Raw genomic sequence first — 18688 nt, 5'->3', positions numbered from 1 at the left:
CGGGGATCAGATTGTAAAATCTGGTCCCCTTTTTCGTTTCCGAACGGATTTACGACAGGTCTTTGGCGCCGTGCCGGTACTGCTGGCGAAACGCGCGCGGCGTGAGGCGCTTGGCGGCGCGGAACTGGCGGTTGAAATGCGCGAGGTTGCGATAGCCCGCCTCTTGCGCGATGACGGCGATGGCGAGATTGCTCTCGATCAGCTGTTGGCAGGCGCGGCCGATGCGCAGCCGCGCCAGGTAGTCGCCCGGCGTGCAATGCGCGTGGCGCTTGAAACAGCGGTGAAACGCGCCCAGCGACAGGGCCGCCTTCTGCGCCAGGGTGTCCAATGCGATCTCTTCCCGGAAATGCGCGTGCATGAAATCGAACACGGCCGCCATGCGCTGATGCTGCCCATGGGGCAGCGGCGCCTGCGCCGTCGAGGCCAGCGGCCGGGCGCCCGTATCGCCCGCCAGGTCCAGCAGCACGTCGAGCAGCAGCGGCAGGCGCCGCGGCACGGGCAGGGCGTTCAGTTGCAGCAGCTGAGCGGCGCAGCGCGCGCTCGTCTGCGGCGAAAAATGCAGGGCGGGGCCGGCGCGGGCCGCCAGTTGCCGCACGCCGTGCAACTCCGGAAAGCAGGCCGCCAGCCGCTCCAGCCACTCCAGCGTAAACCACACGACGACGGCCAGCATCGGTTGCGCGCTGTCGATGCGTTCGCTGGCCGACCAGGTGTGCGGCAAATTCGGCCCCAGCAGCACCAGGTCGCCCGGTTCGAAGTCGCCCAGGTGGTCGCCGATGTAGCGTTGCCCCCGTGCATTCACCGTCAGGGTCAGCTCGAACTGCGGGTGGTAGTGCCAGAGGAAGGGGATGGCATCGAGTTCGCGCCACAGCAAGCCCCAGGAGTGGCCCGCCGGGATCGTGACCTGTTCGAATAAAGGCGTCATTGTGACGTTTTGAAGGTGTCAATGGTCAGGATAGTATCAGTATTGGCTGCCTGGCGCGCATTTCAGCGGGCCGCGCCATCGCACAATCTGTCTCACACCAACACAGGAGACAGCGATGCAAGAAGATCGATATCAATACGGCGAAGACCGTCCCGGCAACCCGTCCGTGGCCTACACGGAACAGACCCAGTTGCGCGACATCCGCAAACAGCTGCCCCTGCGCGTGCTGTCCGCCAGCGATTTTTTACACTGGCAAACCTATGGCTACGTCATCGTCAAGGATGCCGTGTCGCCCGAGCAGGTGCGGCGCACGACCGATTTCCTGTGGGAATTCCAGGGACTCGACGAGAACGATCCCTCCACCTGGAACCGGGAGCAATTGCGCGACCACGCGATGAAGGAACTCAACGGCTCCGGCATGGTCGAGGCCTATCACCACCAGACCCTGTGGGATAACCGCCAGACCCCGCGCGTGGTTGACGCCTTTGTCGACATCTGGGACCGCCAGGATCTGTGGGTCACCATCGACCGCGCCAACCTGAATACGCCCAACCATGGCAAGCGCAAGTTTGGCGGCTTCATCCACTGGGATGCCGATACCACGCTCGACCCGCTGCCCGTCAACGTGCAGGGCGTGCTGGCCCTGTCCGACACCTCGCCCGAGAGCGGCGGTTTCCAGTGCTATCCGGAACTGTTCAACAACTTGCTCGCATGGCGCAAGACCGTGCCGCAAGACCGCAACCCGTGGCAGCCGGACCTGGCGACGGTGCCGTACCCGATGGAATTCATCGCCATGCAGAAGGGCGAACTGTTGATCTTCAACAGCCTGCTGGCGCACGGCATCCGCCCGAACACGTCGACGGACCAGGTGCGCCTGGCGCAATACATTTCCTTTACGCCCGCCCAGCAAGACAAGCAGGCCTTGCGCGACTGGAGGGTGCAAAGCTGGCGCGAACGCAGCGCGCCGCAGGGCTATGCCTTTCCCGGCGACCCCGAGGAAAAGGAAAAGCTGCGCTATCCGCAGGCGCGCTTGACCGAGCTGGGCGAGCAGATCCTCGGCGCGCGCGACTGGTAAGCCACGCGCTGTCCGTCAGGCTTGCCTGCCGGATAGACAATTGCCGGCAAATGCACGATCATGGCCTGACTAGCCATCGACCGAGGAAACGCATGAGTATCATCACCTGCATCGAAGACTTGCGCGTGCTGGCCCAGAAACGGGTGCCGCGCATGTTTTACGACTACGCCGATTCCGGCTCCTGGACGGAATCGACGTACCGCGCCAACAACAGCGATTTCGCCAAGATCAAGTTCCGCCAGCGCGTGGCCGTCAACCTGGAAAACCGCAGCCTGGCCTCGACCATGGTCGGACAGGCCGTTTCCATGCCGGTGGCCCTGTCGCCCACGGGCTTGACGGGCATGCAGCATGCCGATGGCGAAATCCTCGCGGCCCAGGCGGCCGAGAAGTTTGGCGTGCCGTTCACGCTGTCGACCATGAGCATCTGCTCGATCGAGGACGTGGCGGCGAACACGACAAAGCCGTTCTGGTTCCAGCTGTACGTGATGAAGGACCGCGAATTCATCAACCGCCTGATCGACCGCGCCAAGGCGGCCAAATGCGGCGCGCTCGTATTGACGCTGGATTTGCAGGTGCTGGGCCAGCGCCACAAGGACTTGCGCAACGGCCTATCGGCGCCGCCCAAGCTCACCATTCCGAACATTCTCAACATGGCCACCAAGCCGCGCTGGGTGGCGGGCATGCTGGGCACGAAACGCCGCGGTTTCGGCAATATCGTCGGCCATGCCACGTCCGTGTCGGACATGTCGTCGCTGTCGGCCTGGACGCAGCAGCAGTTCGACCTGAGCCTGTCGTGGGCCGACGTGGAATGGATCAAGCAGCGCTGGGGCGGCAAACTCATCATCAAGGGCATCATGGACCCGGAAGACGCGCGCCTGGCCGTCAACAGCGGCGCCGACGCGCTGATCGTCTCGAACCACGGCGGGCGCCAGCTTGACGGCGCGCAATCGTCGATCGCAGCCTTGCCCGCCATCGTCGACGCCGTCGGCAGCCAGATCGAAGTGCACATGGACGGCGGCATCCGCTCGGGCCAGGATGTGATCAAGGCCGTGGCGCTGGGCGCCAAGGGCGTCTACATCGGGCGCCCGTTCCTGTATGGCCTGGGCGCCATGGGCGGCCCGGGCGTGACCAAATGCCTGGACATCATCCGCAACGAACTCGACTTGACGATGGCCTTTTGCGGCTTGCGCGACCTGCAGCAGGTGGACAATAAGATCCTGCTGCCGGGGACTTTTTAAGCGGCAATCCGCACGATATCAAAGCCTTCCGAGGTGTCGGGCGGCGTGAAGTGGCGCGTGATTTCATCAAATTGCGCGTCGCTGGTGGAGAACGGGTGCAGTCCGCTGGCATTGCGCCGGCGCAAGCGCGCCTTGCATTCGTCGTCCGTCACGTCGAGGTAGTGCAGCACGTGCGGCACGCCTGCCTGCTGGAACAGTTCGCGCATCCAGGCCCGGCTGGCGGGCGTATTTGCGGGGAAATCGAGCACGACGGACACGCCCGCCCGCAGCATCTGCAGGGCCAAAGGCGCGACGGCCGCGCGCAGCCGCGCCGCGCAATCGACATAGTCGGCCAGGCTGGCGATCTGGCCCGGATACAGCTGCGCCAGCAGGCTGTCTTCGCTGATGCGCACGGTATGTGGCGCTTGCGCAAGCTGGCTGGTCAAGGTGGATTTGCCCGAGGCAATCTTGCCGCACACGAGGTGCAGGGTGGGGGTAAGCAGGGTGCTGGAAGTGGTGTGCATGGTCGCTCGCTGAAAGAAAAAAATAAAACCTGCGAGACGTCTTGATTGTTTGTTGCCGATCCAAGCCGCCTTGCAGGCGGCTTGGTCAATGTCATTCCTGCCCAGCCACCATGTGTGAAATGGCGGCAATAATCGATGGCAGGGGCGGGAATGGCGATGGCATGGGCTAACGATGCCATGCGACGGATGGCGTTGTCAATTGTCCTGTTCGAATAGCTGCCGGTATTGCGCATACGGTTCGAGCCCCATGCTGGCGCGGCGCTGATCCAAGTGCAGTGGATCCGCGATGGGAAAGGGAACCGTCTTGCCGGTGCTATCCGTGCGGAACTGGCTGCCGTACAGCTGCGGCAGCTTGTCATTGCTCAAGTCGCGGTCGATCGCCAGTGCCAGCTTCGAGGGCGTGATCTCTCCCCGTGCCGCTGCTGCGCGCATCAGGACCAGGCTGCTTTTGAGGAAGGCATTGGATCCATGCTGGGCGATCAGCCAGGCGCTGCCTGCCGCCTTGTGGCCGACCATCGTTTGCGTGGGCCAGCCCTTGCTGGCGATGATGTGGCGCAGCCGCGCTTCGTTTTTGTCGTCCGTCTCGCGCATGCGCCGGCGTGCCTGCGCATCGGATCCCGTTGCCGGCCACGCCGTGCGCGCGGCCTGGTCTTCCTTTTCCATGGCCAGCAATTCCTGCGCCAGCGCCGGTTCCGGCACTGCCGCCGGATACAGCAGGATGTCCAGTGCGCTCGCCGTGGTGGCGTCGTGGATGATCTTCGGTTCCGCTTCCCATTGCGGCGCCCGCGCGACCAGCGCCAGCAAGGTGCCTTCCGGTACATCAATGCGGTAGCGGCCATGCTCGACCGTGCCATGTATCTGCGGCTCGCCGTGCATGCGCTCGGCAACGATGCTGATGGCTGGCGGCAGCGGCGGGCCGTTGCTGCGGATGGCGCCGCTCAGTTCGAAGGCGCCCGCATGGACGCTCCAGCACAGCAGGATGGCGAAGGTCAGGCGTGGCATCGGAGTCCGTTCATGCATGGGGTATGTCGAGCAAGGTCCAGGTTTCGCGGAACGCGGCCGCATCGAGCGGCCGCGCATGCGGATCGTCCTGCCGGAACAGGCCGCCGATCAGCATGTCCTGGATGGCGCCCGTGAAACCGCCATACGACGAGGCGCGGCCCCACTGGCGCCGCGTGTGAGCGAAGACGACGGCGTCTTGCTGCGCGGCCAGTTGCGCCAGCGCTTGCCGCAAGGTGGTGGCCGCTTCCGGGCCCAGGTCCGTGGCGATGGCGCACACGAGGCGCTGGCTGAACTGCAGGCGCTTGCCTGCCAGTCCCAGCAGCGATTCATTGGCCAGGGCGAGGAACAGGTCGGGCGCCTGGTCGTCCTTTTCGCAGACGGTCCAGGTGGGTGCCCATGCTTCCAGGCTCATGAAGCGCGCATCCGTCGTGGCCGGCGTATGCGTCCACTTCGCGTGCGATTTGTCGTTCCAGCCCAGGCGGCCAAAGGGAATCGGCTTGCCCTTGGGATTGTATTGATGGCTGCGCACGCCGGCCTTGCCCCGCGCTTGCGCCACGAGGCCGTCGAGGCTGGCGGCAAACGGCGTCCATTGCGCCGCATCCCACAGCGGCGCGGCATCGGGCGCGGCCAGCAGCAGGAATACCTCGTAATCACGTGAAAAAAACGCCATGCACAGTCCTTATCGTTGCAGTTGAGATATGGCCGCCCGCTGGCTGGGGCGCAGCAGGTAGACGCCATACAGGCACAAGGGCAGCACGGCCAGCAGGGCGATATACGGCAGGATCGATGCGCCATCCTCGGCCGGGTGCGGCAAGGTGGCCGTCACGAGCGCGTAGTCCCACAGTCCATGCACGAGCACCATCGGCCAGATGGAGCGCGTGCGCAGGCGGATGGCCGCGTAGCCGATGCCTTGCAGTGTCGCCGCGACGGCTTGCCACAGGGCGCCGCTGACGTCGCCCGAGGCCAGGCCGTTGGCCGTATGGGCCAGGCCGAACAGCGCCGAGGACATCAGCACGGCGGGCCAGACGGTGTAGCGCTCCAGCATGCCCTGCAGCAAGATGGCGCGGAACATCAGCTCTTCCGAGATGGCCACCAGCGCCGCGTTGCAGGCCACGATCAGCAGCACGCGCGGCTGCGGCCAGCCGCCGGCCCAGGCCAGCAACAGCATCAGCAGCGCATACAGCAGCGGCGGCCAGACCAGCCACATGCTTTTCCACGGCTGCGGCGCGCACAGGCCCGCTTCGCGGGGCCGGCTGGAGGCCAGCAGCAGCGCCAGTGCGAACACGGCGGCCAGCGCCCACGACAGGCCGATACGGCCGGTGACGGCGGCGCCCGGCAAGGCGTAGCCGGCCGCTTCCAGCCAGCGGCCGCCCATGCTCAGGGCCAGCCAGACGGCCAGCGCACCCAGGGCAAGCGGCATGGTGATATGAATTTTTTGCATGGAAAATCTCGATGTCATGTTGCTGGTGCATGGATGGTGACGCGGTTGCGGCCGCTGTTTTTCGACTGGTACAGCAAGTCATCGGCCTGGCGTATCAGCTCGCTGCTATCCGTGCGCTTCTCCTGGCCGGGCAGGAGCGTGGCCGCGCCCAGGCTGACGGTCACGACGCCGTTCGCGCTGGCCGCGTGGGGGACTTGCAGCGCCTCGACGGCCGAGCGGATGGCTTCGGCCACTTCCAGCGCGCCTGCGGCATGGGTGCCAGGCATGATCACGGCGAACTCTTCGCCGCCATAGCGGGCCGCCAGGTCTTCGGCCCGGCCCACGCTGCGTGCCACGGCGCCGGCAACGGCCTGCAGGCAGGCGTCACCGGCCACGTGGCCGTACTGGTCGTTAAATTTTTTAAAGAAATCCACGTCCAGCATGATCAGCGACACCGGATGGCCGCTGCGCTGGGCGCGATGGAGTTCATGTGCCAGCGTTTCGTCGAAACAGCGGCGGTTGGCCAGGCCCGTCAAGCCGTCTTGCGCGGCCCGTGCGGCCAGGTCGGCATTCGCCTGCCGCAACTGCGTGCTGGCCAGGCGCAGGCTGGCCTCGATACGGTCGCGTATGGCGATTTGCCGCATCAGCTTGCGGAACAGGTACAGCAGCAGCGCCCCCGCCGCCAGCGAGGCCAGCACGATTTGCATGCTCAACCATTGCCATTCAGCAAAAATGTCGTCCTTCGACAAGCCTGCCGCCACGATGACGGGGAAACGCTGCAGATGGCGATAGCTGTAGAGCCGTTCGATGTCGTCCACTTTCGCCGTCATCATCGCCGTGCCGACGGGCCCTTGGTCGCGGTAGGCTTGCAAGATGGCGCCCGAGGAAATATCCATGCCGATCACCTCGGGCTGGAACGGCCGCCGGTAGATCAGGGTGCCGTCATCGAGGGCAAAGAAGGCCGTGCCCGTATTGCCCAGGTTCAGCGTGGCGTAGATGCGTTCGAAGGAATTCAGCCCCAGGGTGACGAGCACCACGCCGGCAAACGTGCCATCTTTTGCTTGGACCCGGCGCGAAACGGGCAATACCCATTGCCCGCTTGATTTGCTGCGCACGGGCGCACTGATATGGCTGCCCAGCTGCGCATGCGTCTGGTGGTAGATAAAATAATTGCGGTCGGCATTGTTGCCGTCGTGGCCGGCGCCGGAGGAGGCGGCCAGCAGCTGGCCCTGTGCGTCGAAAATGAAGACGCCGGCAATTTCCACGATATTTTTCGACAACTGCTGCAGATGCGACTGCAGCCGTTCGCCGGTATGGTCATTATTGCCTTCGTTCCTGACGTGTTCGGCAATATCTTCCAGCATCACATCGGCAATTTCCAGTTCCATGTACGCTTGCGTGGCCAGGGTGCGCGCCATGTTTTCCGTCGTCGCCCGCGCTTCGCGCAAGCGCACGTCGCGCGAAGACCAGACGATCCACACCGTCATGCCGAGCAGCATGGCGCACATGCAAAAGAAGGCGATGCTGGCCCAGACCGTCACTGGCCGCTTGTGGCGGTGCAAGACCTCGGGCTGCGCCGCGACGGCGTCGGTGTCGGGGACATCCTTTAGTGGGCGCATGAACGGATCGTGAAATTGCATCAATGATATGGTAAAAATATTGCCATACTACATTAAAAGTGCCGTCACAAAATTGCCACTTCGTTATAGTTGCATGGAATAATAGGCATCGTCCGTTTCAACCTTCGATTGGAGTTGCATGGCCTACACGAAAATCCTCACCACCGAACGCCTGATCCTGCGCAAGCCGCAGCCATCCGATGAGGCGGCCCTGTTCGCCATGCATGCCGATCCCGAAGTGATGCGCTATTTCAGCGAACCGCCGTGGGACGATGCGGGCCGCGCCGCGCGCCAGATCGCCGAGGACAGCGCCGCCTTCGAGAAAGAGGAATTCTTCCGCTTCGCCGTCGAGCTGAAGGCGACGGGCGAATACCTGGGCAGCTGCACGCTGTTTTCCGTGCACCGCCAGAACCGCCGCGCCGAGATCGGCTACGCGCTGGCGCGTCCGCATTGGGGCCGTGGCTATATGCACGAAGCGCTGTCGGCGCTGATCGAGTATGCGTTTGTCGAGCGCGACCTGAACCGCCTGGAAGCCGATATCGATCCGCTCAACGCCGGCTCGGCCAGCGCCCTCGAGCGCCAGGGCTTTAACAAGGAAGGCTTTTTGCCTGAACGCTGGATCGTCGGTGGCCACGTCAGCGACTCGGCCCTGTATGGCTTGCTGCGGCGCGAGTGGGAAGCGCGGCGCAAGGGCGCCGCGTGAGCGGGCAAGACATCGACGCCGTGCAGCACTGGCTGGGTCGCGCCTTGCCGGCGCACTACCTGTGCTTTCTGCAGGACTGGCAAGAGGGCCTGCGCGGCGAACAGGTCTTGCTGTATGGCATGAAAAGCTTGCGGGAGCGCAACGAAACCTATGACGTGCCGCAATCCTGCCCCGGCTACCTCGCCATCGGCGACGACAGCGGCGGGCGCGCCGTCATGCTGGCCCTCGATGGCCTTGACCGCGCCGTGTACCTGGTGGGCCATGGCTCGATGCAGCGCGACGATGTCGAGCCGCTCGCCGATGATTTCGCCGCATGGCTGGCCGCCGATTGCCCCGTCGATTGACTATTCCAGGAGCCAACGATGAAGCCGGCCGACTTGCCCCGTTCCAACCGTTCGCCAGTGAGCTTCCGCTACCTGGCGAGCGTGCCGGAGAGCGATGAACGCCCGATCCACCGGAAGACTCGTGGAAGATCGGGCAACTTCCGGCCATCTGCGCGCCTTGCCGGCGTGCCATGAGCAAGGCTCCCCTGAGCATCCTGCTGGTGGAAGATCACTTGGCCATCGCGCGCCAGGTATTGGATTTCCTCGACGGCCTGGGCTGGCAGACGGACCATGCGGGCACGGGCGCGCTCGGTGTCGAGCTGGCCACGCGCAATCCCTATGACGTGGTGTTGCTGGACCTGAACCTGCCCGATATCGATGGCTTGCAGGTGTGTCGCGCCATCAAGGCCAGTGCGCCCAGCAATGTGCCGATCCTGATGATGACGGCGCGCGACTCTTATGAAGACAAGGCACGCGGCTTTCGCGACGGCGCCGACGACTATTTGACCAAGCCTTTCGACTTGCGCGAGGTGGCCTTGCGCTGCGAGGCGCTGGCGCGCCGGCGGCAGCTGCACGTGCACCAGGAAATGCGCGTGGGGCCCTTCACCTTGCAGACGCGCGCCGGACGCGCCCTGTACCGTGACGCACCGCTGCCGCTGACGCAGACGGGTTTCAAGATATTGCTGCTGCTGTGCCGCGAACATCCGCACGCCGTATCGCGCTCGGCCTTGCTGCAAGCCCTGTGGGGCAGCCAGCCGCCCGACAGCGACGCCCTCAAATCGCACATCTATGCGCTGCGCAAGCAGCTCGAGTTGCTTGGTGGGGCGGGCATGCTGGTGACCATCCCGCAGCTGGGTTACCGCCTTGCCTTCGATACGGCGACCGGCGATGGCTAAGTCGATCCGCCGCCGCCTGTTTGCGGTCCTGGCCGGCTTCACTGTCCTGCTGTGCCTGTGCTACACGGGCCTGGCGCTGGTGATCGCCTACGTGACGGAAGACATGCTGGTGCAGCGCCTGCTCGAGCGTGAGGCGGTGGCCGTCAGCCGGCGCTGGCAGCTGCACGGTGAGCTGACGCCGTCTGGTAGCGACCTCATCACGGTTCATGGCAGTTACCTTGATTTGCCTCAAACGGTGCGCGCACAAGTGCCGCCGTCCGCCCCGCGCGCCGAAGTGTTCACGACGACGGGCCAGCATTATCACGTGCTGGCGCTCGATCTCGCTGCCGCCGGCCAGCCGCGGCGCGCCTATCTGCTGGCCGACGTGGCGCCCGTGCTGGTGGTGCAGCGCCTGGTGCGGGAAGTGGGCGGTGTCGTCGCTGGCGTGGCGCTGGCGCTGATCGCCGTGGCCCTGCTGCTGGCCTACTGGCTGGCGCGCCGCCTGGTGCGGCCCTTGCAGCGGCTGGCGCAGGAAGCGCGCCAGCTGGCGCCCGGCGGCGCCGTGCATTTCAGTGGGCGCGACCGCCCCGACGAGATCGGTGTCCTGGCGCGCCGTCTGGACACCACGTTTACCGAACTGCAGCAGGTGTTGCGGCGCGAGCAGGCATTCGCGCGCGATGTCAGCCACGAACTGCGCACGCCGCTGACCGTGATGCACAACAGCCTGGCGCTGGCTGGCGCGCAGCCCCTGGCGGCAGACGGGCAGGCGCAGCTGCGCCAGGGCGTCGACGACATGCGCGCCACCATCGACGTGCTGTTCGCGCTGGCGCGCGCCGAACAGCTGTCCGGCGACGTGGTGGAGCTGCGCGGCTGCATCGAGCAATGCCTGCTGCGCCTGCTTGAAGATTTCCCCTGGGATGCCAGCCTGCTGAGCCTGGACTTGCCCGAGCGGCTGGAGGTTGTCGGCAACGGGCAGCTGGCGATGTTGCTCATCAATAATTGCCTGGCGAATGCCCTGTTCCATGGCGGCCCCGCTTGCCGCATCAGCATTGCGTTTGCGCAAGGCCGCCTGAGCATCGTCAATACGGTGACGGCAGGGCAGCCGCGGCGCGTCCACGGTTTCGCGCATGGCCAGAACCTGCTGCTGCGCCTGGCGCAAGCCATGCGCTGGGACATTGTTTTCCACCCGGGCGAGGGGGAGTACCGTGTCGCTATCATGGTGGTGCAATAAAGGCGCCGGATTTCACCGCGATTTCACCGGCGCCTGCGTAAGCTGCAAGCTCTTGATCAACGGAGAAAACCGCATGAAATGTCTTGTCTGCCTGCTGGTGCTGGTCTGCACCAGCATCCCTGTTCTGGCGCAAGTGAGCAGCCTCGTCCACAAAGAGGAAAAACGCCGCTACATCGTCTACACGCCCCCCGCCTACGAGCAGGCGCCGCGGCAGGCGTTTCCCGTCGTCTTCAATTTCCATGGCGGCGGCATGAGCATGGCGGAACAGATGCTGTACACGCAGATGAACAAGACGGCCGAGCGGCAGCAGTTCATCGTTGTGTATCCGCAAGGCATCAAGCAGGACTGGAACGTGGGCTTCGGCATGGATTACCTGGCGGGCAGCGATGATGTCGGTTTTACGCAAGCGATATTGAGCAAGCTCAAACAGGATTACCGCATCGATGACAAGCGCGTGTATGCGACGGGCCTGTCGCGCGGCGGCTTCTTTGCCCTGCGCCTGGCGGCCGAGTTGCCGCAACAGTTCGCCGCCGTCGCCTCGGTGGGCGCACCGATGCCGGAACCGGTGCTGCGGCATCACAAGCAGACGGACAAGGTCGGCATGCTGCTGATACAGGGCACGGCCGACAAGGTCGTCTTGTATGAAGGCAAGGCCGCCAGCTACCTGTCGGCCGAAGACACGTTTGCCTACTGGCGCAGGCACAACGGCATCGACGGCGCCATGCCGCCGCCGCGCCTGATGCCTGGCCTTGCCGGCGACGCCACGCAAGTCACCTGGCTGGAGCAGGGGAGTGCCGCGGGCGGCGCCAGCGTGGCCTTGCTCACCGTCAAGGATGGCGGCCACACCTGGCCCGGCGCCGACGCTTTTAATATTGGCCTACCCATCGGCAAGACCACGCGCGCCATCGATGCGAACGAGGTGATGTGGGAATTTTTCAGCCGCCATCGGCGTTGACGCCATGCTAGGATGACGGCGCATGGCGTAACCATCAGGCAACAGGAAAGGCAGGCACAGTGGGATTATCAACAGCAGGTATCGCGGCCATGGCCGAGGCGATCTTCGCCAAGCCCGGCGCGTCTGTGGCACAAGCCTATTCGGAGGCGGAACAGGAAACGCTGCATTTCCGCTCGCCTGCCGAGCTGTGCGCCTATGCGGCCAGGCTGGAAGCCGAAGGGGCCAGCGAGGTGTTCCTGGCCGTCCATTACCCGGACATGGCCGGGCACTTTGCCCCGCGCCGCATCGCGCTCGACCCGGCCAAGTGCGCTGGCCTTACCTACCGCTATGTGTGCGAAGGCTGGGGCGTCATCCGCGTCTACCTGCGTTTGTCCAGCGGCAAGGGCCTGGACTCGAACGTGGGCGCCAATTCGCGGAAGCGCGCGGAAAAATGGCAGCCCCATTACCCGGAATTCGGCCCGATCGATGCCTGGAACTGGGACGCCGTGGGCCGCCACGAACGCAGGCTGATCCGCGTGCTGAAGAAGGCGGCCGCGCAGGAGGGCTTGTCATGACGGACCTGATGCAGATTAACCCCGCCACTCTCTTTTGCCGCTCGCTGGCGCAGCTTTCCGCCATGCTCGACAAGACCGGTACGGCGCCACAGCTGCTGGCGGCGCGGCTGCACCCGGACATGCTGCCGTTTGCCCAGCAGGTGCGCGCGGCCGTGAGCTTTTCCCTGCGCGGCTGCTGCCCGCTGGCGGGGCTGGAGGTGGCCGATTTCAGCGCTGCCGCCAGCCTGCAGGAACAGATCGCGCAGACCATGCGCTACCTCAAGACGATTCCCCCTGAACGCTTCGACGGGGCGCTTGATCGCATCTGCCGCGACCGCGCCGGCTTCGCCGACATCGCGCTGCCGGCCGATGAATATTTGAATTTGTACATCCTGCCGAATTTCTACTTTCACTTCAGCATGGCGTATGCGATCGCGCGCAGCCAAGGTGCCGCCATCGGCAAGGGCGATTTCGACGGTTATCACCTGTATGCGCCGGATTTTTCGTTCGAAGCGCGCGGCGCCTAGTGCGTAGCGTCGGGCGGCATCGTGCTCTGGCCCTGCCACAGCCGGGCGTACAGGCCGCGCCGCTCGAGCAGCTCTTCATGGCGGCCCGATTCGCGCAGCTGGCCCCGGTCGAAGACGAGGATCTGGTCCGCATGGCGGATGGTGTTGAGCCGGTGGGCGATCATGATCACGGTCTTGCCCCGCGCCAGGCGCGACAGCGCCTGCTGGATTTCATGCTGGGCTTCGGGGTCGACCGAAGCGGTGGCTTCGTCGAGCAGCAGCACGGGCGCATCGCGCAACAGCGCGCGGGCGATCGAGACGCGCTGGCGCTCGCCGCCGGACAGGTTTTGCCCGCCTTCGCCGACCACGGTGTGGTAGCCGTCGGGCAGGCGGTGCACGAAATCGTCGCAGTACGCTTGCCGGCAGGCGGCGATGACGGCCGCATCGCTGGCGTGCGGGCGGCCGATGCGCACGTTTTCCAGGATGCTGCTGTCGAATAGCTGGACGTCCTGGAATACCACGCTGATGTGTTCATACAGGCGCCGGGTGCCCAGCGCGCGCACGTCCACGCCACCGAGCGTGATGCAGCCCTGCTGCGTATCGAAGAAGCGCGCCAGCAGGTGGACCAGCGTGCTCTTGCCGGCGCCGGACGGGCCGACGATGGCCGTCACGCTGCCTTGCGGCACGCGGAACGAGATATCGCGCAAGCCCCATGGCTCGCCGGGCGCCGCCGCCTCGGCAGGGTAGCGGAAGCTGACCTGCTCGAAGGCGATGGCGTGGCCGGCCGGAGCCGGGCCCGGTCGGGAGGGATCGGGTTCGGGCAATTCGGCTTCATCGAGCAGCGCCTGGATGCGCGCCTCGCTTTGCGCGGCCATGCGCAGCACGGTGAGGGTGGCGGCGGCGTCGAGCAGCGGTTCGAGCAGCTTGCAGGCGAGGATCAGGAACAGCAGCCAGGTCCAGGCCGGCAAGAGTCCATCCTGCGCCAGCCAGGCGCCGCACGCCAGCAACAGCACCAGGCCGCTTTCCAGGCACAGGCGGTAAAGCTGCACGGGGCCGGCGCCCAGGGCTTCGACGCGCATGCTGCTCTGGCGCATCTCTTCGAAACGCCCGTTGAGCTTGTCGAGCCAGCGTTGCGGACTGTTGAACAGGCGCAAGGTGGTGATGCCGTTGACGAATTCGACCAGCAGGCCGGCCGTGTCGCGGAACTGCGCCTGCTTGCGCCGGCCGCTGCGGATGAACCAGCGCCGCGCGCCGTTCAGCAGCAGCAGTGCCGGCGCCAGCATCAGCAGGAGGCTGGCGGCCAGGCGCCAGTCCAGCCATGCCAGCGCGGCCAGGAAGGCCAGCGGCACGCTGACGGCGGTGATCAGGTCGGCCGTGACGTGGGTAAAGATGCTTTCGACGTTCTTGACGTCTTCCGACAGCACTTCGGCCAATTGTCCGGCACGTCGGCGGCGTAGCGCGCTCAGGGGCAGCCGGCGCACCTTGTCGATGACGCGCTCGCGGTAGCCGCTGATCAGGCTGTAGGAGCCGAGAAAGCACAGGAGCTGGCCCAGGTAGGCGCACAGGAACTGGCCGCCCAGCAGCAACGCCAGCACCAGCAGCAGCGCGCCGATGTCGCCTGGCGCGAAACCGCTGCCGCCGGCGGCGCCATGCAGCCAGGCAAAGGCCGCCAGGAAGGGACCGAGCGCGAGTGCGCGCTCGAGGAAGCGCAGCCCCAGCCCCAGGTAAAAGGGGCGCGCGGACTTGCCGCTGAGCTTGACGACCCTGCGCAGCATGCCGAGCGGGCCGGCTTGTGCGCGCGCCGTTGCGGCGTCCTCGCCGGCGATGTCGATGTCATTCATGGACGCTCCTCCGTGCCTGCGGTTCTTTGCCGCCGCGCAGCACCCAGTTCTCGCAGGCCTGGTGGCGTTGCCACATGCCCTGGTACAGGGCGCTGCGCTGCAGCAGGGCGGCGTGCGTGCCGGCGTCGCAGACGCGGCCGTTGGCCATCAGCACCACTTGCTCGGCGTAGGCGATGGCGACCATGCGGTGGGCGATAACGAGCAGCGTCTTGTGCGGATAGGCGCGGCGCAAGGCCCGGTAGAAGCGGTGTTCGCTGAGGTTGTCGGCGAAAGCGGTGGCTTCGTCGAGCAGCACGATGGGCGTGTCGGCCAGCAGCGCGCGGGCGACCGCGAGGCGCTGGCGCTCGCCGCCGGACAGGCGCAGGGCGCGCTCGCCCAGCTGGCTGTGATAGCCGTGCGGCAGCGCTTCGATGAAGGCGCTGGCCTGGGCCACCTCGGCGGCCTGGCGCACCATGGCTTCACTGGCGTTGGGGCGGGCCAGGCGCAGGTTGTCCAGCACGCTGCCCTGGAACAGGAAGGGATCTTGCGCTGCCACGGCGATCAGGCGGCTGCGCTGGGCGTCCGGCAGCGCGTCCAGCGCCACGCCGTTGATGCTGATGCTGCCGCTATCGCAGGCGATCAGGCCGCCGAGCAGCCTGGCCAGGGTCGACTTGCCGGCGCCGGACGGGCCGGTCAGCACGGTCATGCTGCCGGCTGGCAAGTGCAGCGCCACATCGTGCAGCACGGTCCGGCCCGCATAACTGAAACAGACTGCCTTGAAGTCGACCTGCAGCGGCGATTGCAGCGGCAGTTCCGGCCGGGGCGCGGGCGGCGCCAGGGCCAGCAGGGGGCCGATGCGCGCCAGGCTGGCTTGCACCAGCTGGTAGTCCGACGAAAAGCTGGTCAGCTTGAACAGCGGCTTGAGCATGCCGGCGCCCAGCATCATGGCCAGCAGCAAGCCCGATAGGCTGATCTGCCCCTGGCCGTGCAGCCAGGCGCCCAGCGGCAGGATCAGAAAGGCGTTGGCGCTGAGCAGCACGGTAAACAGCGACCAGCCAGGCACGGTGCGGTGGGTGATGGCGCGGATCAGCGCGTAATAGTCGGCCAGGTGGCGGCGCATGTGCTGGAAGCTGCCGACATCCTGGTTGAAGGCTTTCATGACCGGCATATTGCGCAGGTATTCCACCAGCGTGGCGTTGAGCGTGGCGGCCGAGCGGGCATGGCGGGCGAAGTGGCCGCCCAGCTTGCGCAGCGGCAGGGCCGACGCCAGCGCCGCCAGCGGCACGGTGGCCAGCGCAGCCAGGGCCAGGCGCCAGTCGGTCCAGAACAGGGCCAGCGCGACGAACACGGGCGTGACCAGCGCCGCCAGGATTTCCACGCTGTGGTGGGCGATGAACGATTCGAGCTGCTCGACGTCCTGCAGCACGGTTTGTTTGAGCTCGCCCGAACCGTGTTGCTGCAGCCACAGCAGCGGCGCCCACGACAGCCGCCACACCAGTTGCTGGCGCACGCTGGAGAGCACCTGGTAGGCGGCGCGGTGGCTCAGGTAGTAGGCGCCGGAATAGCACAGGTACTTGCCCAGCAGGGCGCCAGCCATCCAGCCGGCCAGCCGGTACAACTCCGCGCCGGGCATGGCCAGGTCGATGGCGCGGTACAGTATCCAGTAGGGCAGCAGTTCGAAGGCGGCGCCGGCGACGGTGAGCAGCAGGGCCGCCGACAGGCGCCGTCGCTCCCCTTGCAACAGGGAAAGCATGCCTGGCGGTGGGAATGGCGGTGGCGTGGCAACGGCGTGGTTCATGTCGGCAAGAGAAACCTTGATGGCGCTGGTTGAGGGGCGTGACCCCAGGATGGCTTCAGTGTGGCGCATCGCGGCGCGCCTGCCTCCCCGTATCGGGCTGCCAGTTGCCCGCATCGGGAAACTCGGCGGCGCCGCTTTCGGGGCGCGATTTATTCCCGTTCCGGGTGGTGCGCCACGGTCCGGCGGCCTAGCATGGTGGCCTTTCAACCATGCAGGGGCGCTACGCCGATGAAAACCGGACTGATTGCAATGACGATGCTGGGCGCCGCGCTGGCCGCCGGCGCGGCGCGGGCCGACCAATTCCCCGTCAGCGTCGTCGACGACCGGGGCAAGACGGTGGTGATCGCGGCGCAGCCACGCACGGTGGCCTCGATTTCATCGTTTGGCGCCGACCTGATGGGCGCGCTGGGGCGCGATGTGGTCGGCATGTCGTCGATGGGCAACCGCAAGCCCGCATACCTGGGCGCGCGCGCCGCCAGGGCCGTCGACCTGGGCGCCGCCCACGAAACCAGCATGGAGTTGCTGACGGGACTCAAGCCCGACTTGACGATAGGCATCCGCACCTATACGGAAATGTTCGAGAAAAAATTCGAGGCGATCGGCAGTTTTGTCGCCTACGACCTGATCACGACCGGCAATTCGCGTTCGGCGGTGGCATCGGCCTCGGCGGCGGCCGGCTTTGCCGCGCAGGGCCGCAAGCTCAACGACGACTTCGACCGCAAGCTGGACGAGGCCGGCAAGCGGGCGCCCGGCGGCGTGTCGGCCATCTTCATCTGGCACTGGGTCGACATCCTGTGGGTGCACTACGACCACTACATGACGGCCGACATGATGCGCGCGCTGAAGGCGAAGAACGTGGCGGGCGCCAGTCCCACGCCGGAACTGGTCAATCCGCACGCCAGGGTGATGAGCATGGAGCAGTTGCTCAAACTCAATCCCGACTATATTTTTTCCTTCCAGGCCGGCGGCGCGCCGGTGCAGGCGCATCCCGTATGGGCGCGCCTGAAGGCGGTCAAGAACGGCCATGCCTACCGTGTCGGCAGCCAGTACGCCGAAGTGCATGGACCGATCGCGCGCCAGATGGTGCTGGACGAAATGGCGCACCTGCTGTATCCGCAGGTCTTTCCCATGCCGGCCGGCATACCGCAGGCGGCGCGCGCCCGGCCGCTGCGCTTCAAGCAATAGGCGGCGCCATGCTCAAAGGACGCGCCGCCTGGATCGCCGCCGCTGCGCTGGCCGTGATGGCACTGGCCACGCTGCTGTCGCTGGGCCAGGGCGAGGTGCGCATTGCGCCGGCCGAGCTGCTGGCTGCGCTGTGGCGCGCCGACGGCTCGGAAAATGCCTTCATCGTGCGCGAACTGCGCCTGCCGCGCGTTGCGGTCGGCTTGCTGGTGGGGGCGGCGCTGGGCATGGCGGGCGCCATCGTGCAGGCGGCCACGCGCAATCCGCTCGGCTCGCCCGACCTGATGGGCGTGAGCGCCGGCGCGGCGCTGACCATCGTCGCTGCCCACCTGCTGCTGGAACTGCCGACGGCGGGCATGGTGCTGATCGGCACCCTGGGCGGCGCGCTGGCGGCCGCCATCACGGTCGTCATCGCGTGGAAGAGCCGCTTGCATCCCGTGCACCTGACCCTGGCGGGCATGAGCGTGGCCGTGTTCTGCTCGTCGGCCATCATGGTGTTCCTGGTGGCGGCGGCGAATGAAGCCAACGGCCTGTATTTCTGGCTGATCGGCGGGCTGGCCGACCGCACGGCGGCGCACGCCGGGCAACTGGCGCCGTGGGTGCTGGGCGGACTGCTGCTGGGCATGCTGTTCGCGCGCCAGCTGAACATGCTGATGCTCGACGACGACAGTTGCCAGGCGCTGGGCGTGCCCGTGCTGCGCTGGCGCCTGCTGACGGGCCTGGCGGCCGTGATGCTGACGGCCGCCAGCGTGGCCGTGGCCGGTCCGATCGCCTTTGTCGGCTTGATGGTGCCGCACATCGTGCGCCTGTCGGCGGGGCCGCTGGCGGCCGACCACCGCGTGCTGCTGCCCCTGTGCGCACTGGCTGGCGCGGCCGTCGTCGCGCTGGCCGACGTGGCGGCGAAGGCGCAGGATATCCCCGTCGGCATCCTGACGGTGGCGCTGGGCGGTCCGCTGTTCGTGTATTTGATCGGCAAGCGGTGA

19 protein-coding genes are annotated in these 18688 nt (G+C 66.2%); 11 read left to right on the top strand and 8 right to left on the bottom strand.

Going from position 1 to position 18688, the window contains the following annotated elements; all coding sequences use genetic code 11:
• Positions 1-49: 49 nt before the first annotated feature.
• The gene (locus tag AC3RCJ_RS19540; protein WP_492964788.1) at positions 50-922 is read right to left on the bottom strand and encodes a helix-turn-helix domain-containing protein; all 873 of its coding nucleotides are present in this window, start codon (positions 920-922) and stop codon (positions 50-52) included.
• 115 nt (positions 923-1037) lie between these two features.
• On the opposite strand from AC3RCJ_RS19540, the gene AC3RCJ_RS19535 reads away from it, so the two are divergent.
• Positions 1038-1997, top strand: a complete 960-nt coding sequence (locus AC3RCJ_RS19535; RefSeq protein WP_492964790.1) for a phytanoyl-CoA dioxygenase family protein — start codon at positions 1038-1040, stop codon at positions 1995-1997.
• Positions 1998-2089: 92 nt separating this feature from the next.
• The gene (locus tag AC3RCJ_RS19530; protein ID WP_492964792.1) at positions 2090-3235 is read left to right on the top strand and encodes an alpha-hydroxy acid oxidase; all 1146 of its coding nucleotides are present in this window, start codon (positions 2090-2092) and stop codon (positions 3233-3235) included.
• Here AC3RCJ_RS19530 and AC3RCJ_RS19525 read toward each other — a convergent pair.
• From AC3RCJ_RS19525 to AC3RCJ_RS19505, 5 genes are all read right to left on the bottom strand, one after another.
• Positions 3232-3738 (bottom strand): P-loop nucleotide/nucleoside kinase family protein, encoded by a 507-nt coding sequence (locus AC3RCJ_RS19525; protein ID WP_492964794.1) that lies wholly within the window; start codon positions 3736-3738, stop codon positions 3232-3234. The two genes, AC3RCJ_RS19530 and AC3RCJ_RS19525, sit on opposite strands and share 4 nt — an antisense overlap.
• Positions 3739-3933: 195 nt before the next feature.
• Complete coding sequence (locus AC3RCJ_RS19520) at positions 3934-4758, bottom strand: DUF6624 domain-containing protein (protein ID WP_492964796.1); 825 nt, start codon at positions 4756-4758, stop codon at positions 3934-3936.
• Positions 4751-5410 (bottom strand): hypothetical protein, encoded by a 660-nt coding sequence (locus AC3RCJ_RS19515; RefSeq protein WP_492964798.1) that lies wholly within the window; start codon positions 5408-5410, stop codon positions 4751-4753. Before AC3RCJ_RS19515 ends, AC3RCJ_RS19520 begins: the two co-directional genes overlap by 8 nt.
• 9 nt (positions 5411-5419) lie before the next feature.
• Positions 5420-6181, bottom strand: a complete 762-nt coding sequence (locus tag AC3RCJ_RS19510) for a CPBP family intramembrane glutamic endopeptidase (RefSeq protein ID WP_492964797.1) — start codon at positions 6179-6181, stop codon at positions 5420-5422.
• 14 nt (positions 6182-6195) lie between these two features.
• The gene (locus tag AC3RCJ_RS19505) at positions 6196-7779 is read right to left on the bottom strand and encodes a diguanylate cyclase (RefSeq protein WP_492964795.1); all 1584 of its coding nucleotides are present in this window, start codon (positions 7777-7779) and stop codon (positions 6196-6198) included.
• Between the two features lie 139 nt (positions 7780-7918).
• Here AC3RCJ_RS19505 and AC3RCJ_RS19500 point away from each other — a divergent pair, with 139 nt between their 5' ends.
• From AC3RCJ_RS19500 to AC3RCJ_RS19470, 7 genes are all read left to right on the top strand, one after another.
• A complete protein-coding gene (locus AC3RCJ_RS19500; protein WP_492964793.1) occupies positions 7919-8482 on the top strand; it encodes a GNAT family N-acetyltransferase in 564 nt (187 codons plus the stop codon).
• Entirely contained in the window at positions 8479-8826 is a 348-nt protein-coding gene (locus tag AC3RCJ_RS19495; protein WP_492964791.1) for an SMI1/KNR4 family protein, read from the top strand. Before AC3RCJ_RS19500 ends, AC3RCJ_RS19495 begins: the two co-directional genes overlap by 4 nt.
• A gap of 170 nt (positions 8827-8996) precedes the next feature.
• A complete protein-coding gene (locus AC3RCJ_RS19490; protein WP_492964789.1) occupies positions 8997-9701 on the top strand; it encodes a response regulator transcription factor in 705 nt (234 codons plus the stop codon).
• A complete protein-coding gene (locus tag AC3RCJ_RS19485; RefSeq protein WP_492964787.1) occupies positions 9694-10911 on the top strand; it encodes a sensor histidine kinase in 1218 nt (405 codons plus the stop codon). The genes AC3RCJ_RS19490 and AC3RCJ_RS19485 overlap by 8 nt, the downstream gene beginning before the upstream one ends.
• 73 nt (positions 10912-10984) lie before the next feature.
• On the top strand, positions 10985-11866 hold the full coding sequence (locus AC3RCJ_RS19480; protein ID WP_492964785.1) for a CE1 family esterase: 882 nt from the start codon (positions 10985-10987) through the stop codon (positions 11864-11866).
• A gap of 89 nt (positions 11867-11955) precedes the next feature.
• Entirely contained in the window at positions 11956-12420 is a 465-nt protein-coding gene (locus AC3RCJ_RS19475) for a hypothetical protein (RefSeq protein ID WP_492964783.1), read from the top strand.
• The gene (locus tag AC3RCJ_RS19470) at positions 12417-12926 is read left to right on the top strand and encodes a DUF1993 family protein (RefSeq protein WP_492964781.1); all 510 of its coding nucleotides are present in this window, start codon (positions 12417-12419) and stop codon (positions 12924-12926) included. Before AC3RCJ_RS19475 ends, AC3RCJ_RS19470 begins: the two co-directional genes overlap by 4 nt.
• On the opposite strand, the gene AC3RCJ_RS19465 is transcribed toward AC3RCJ_RS19470, so the two are convergent.
• Positions 12923-14746 (bottom strand): ABC transporter ATP-binding protein, encoded by a 1824-nt coding sequence (locus AC3RCJ_RS19465; RefSeq protein ID WP_492964779.1) that lies wholly within the window; start codon positions 14744-14746, stop codon positions 12923-12925. The genes AC3RCJ_RS19470 and AC3RCJ_RS19465 overlap by 4 nt on opposite strands.
• A complete protein-coding gene (locus AC3RCJ_RS19460; RefSeq protein WP_492964777.1) occupies positions 14739-16592 on the bottom strand; it encodes an ABC transporter ATP-binding protein in 1854 nt (617 codons plus the stop codon). The genes AC3RCJ_RS19465 and AC3RCJ_RS19460 overlap by 8 nt, the downstream gene beginning before the upstream one ends.
• A gap of 159 nt (positions 16593-16751) precedes the next feature.
• Between AC3RCJ_RS19460 and AC3RCJ_RS19455 the strand changes: the two genes are divergently transcribed.
• Together AC3RCJ_RS19455 and AC3RCJ_RS19450 are read left to right on the top strand one after the other, a co-directional pair.
• The gene (locus AC3RCJ_RS19455; RefSeq protein WP_492964775.1) at positions 16752-17708 is read left to right on the top strand and encodes an ABC transporter substrate-binding protein; all 957 of its coding nucleotides are present in this window, start codon (positions 16752-16754) and stop codon (positions 17706-17708) included.
• Positions 17709-17716: 8 nt separating this feature from the next.
• Positions 17717-18688 carry a FecCD family ABC transporter permease gene (locus AC3RCJ_RS19450; protein ID WP_492964773.1) on the top strand — a complete coding sequence of 324 codons (972 nt, stop codon included), beginning with the start codon at positions 17717-17719 and terminating at the stop codon, positions 18686-18688.

The sequence above is a fragment of the Janthinobacterium sp. GW822-FHT07H11 genome (genome assembly GCF_058798615.1).
This window is presented reverse-complemented; position numbering and strand designations above follow the sequence as displayed.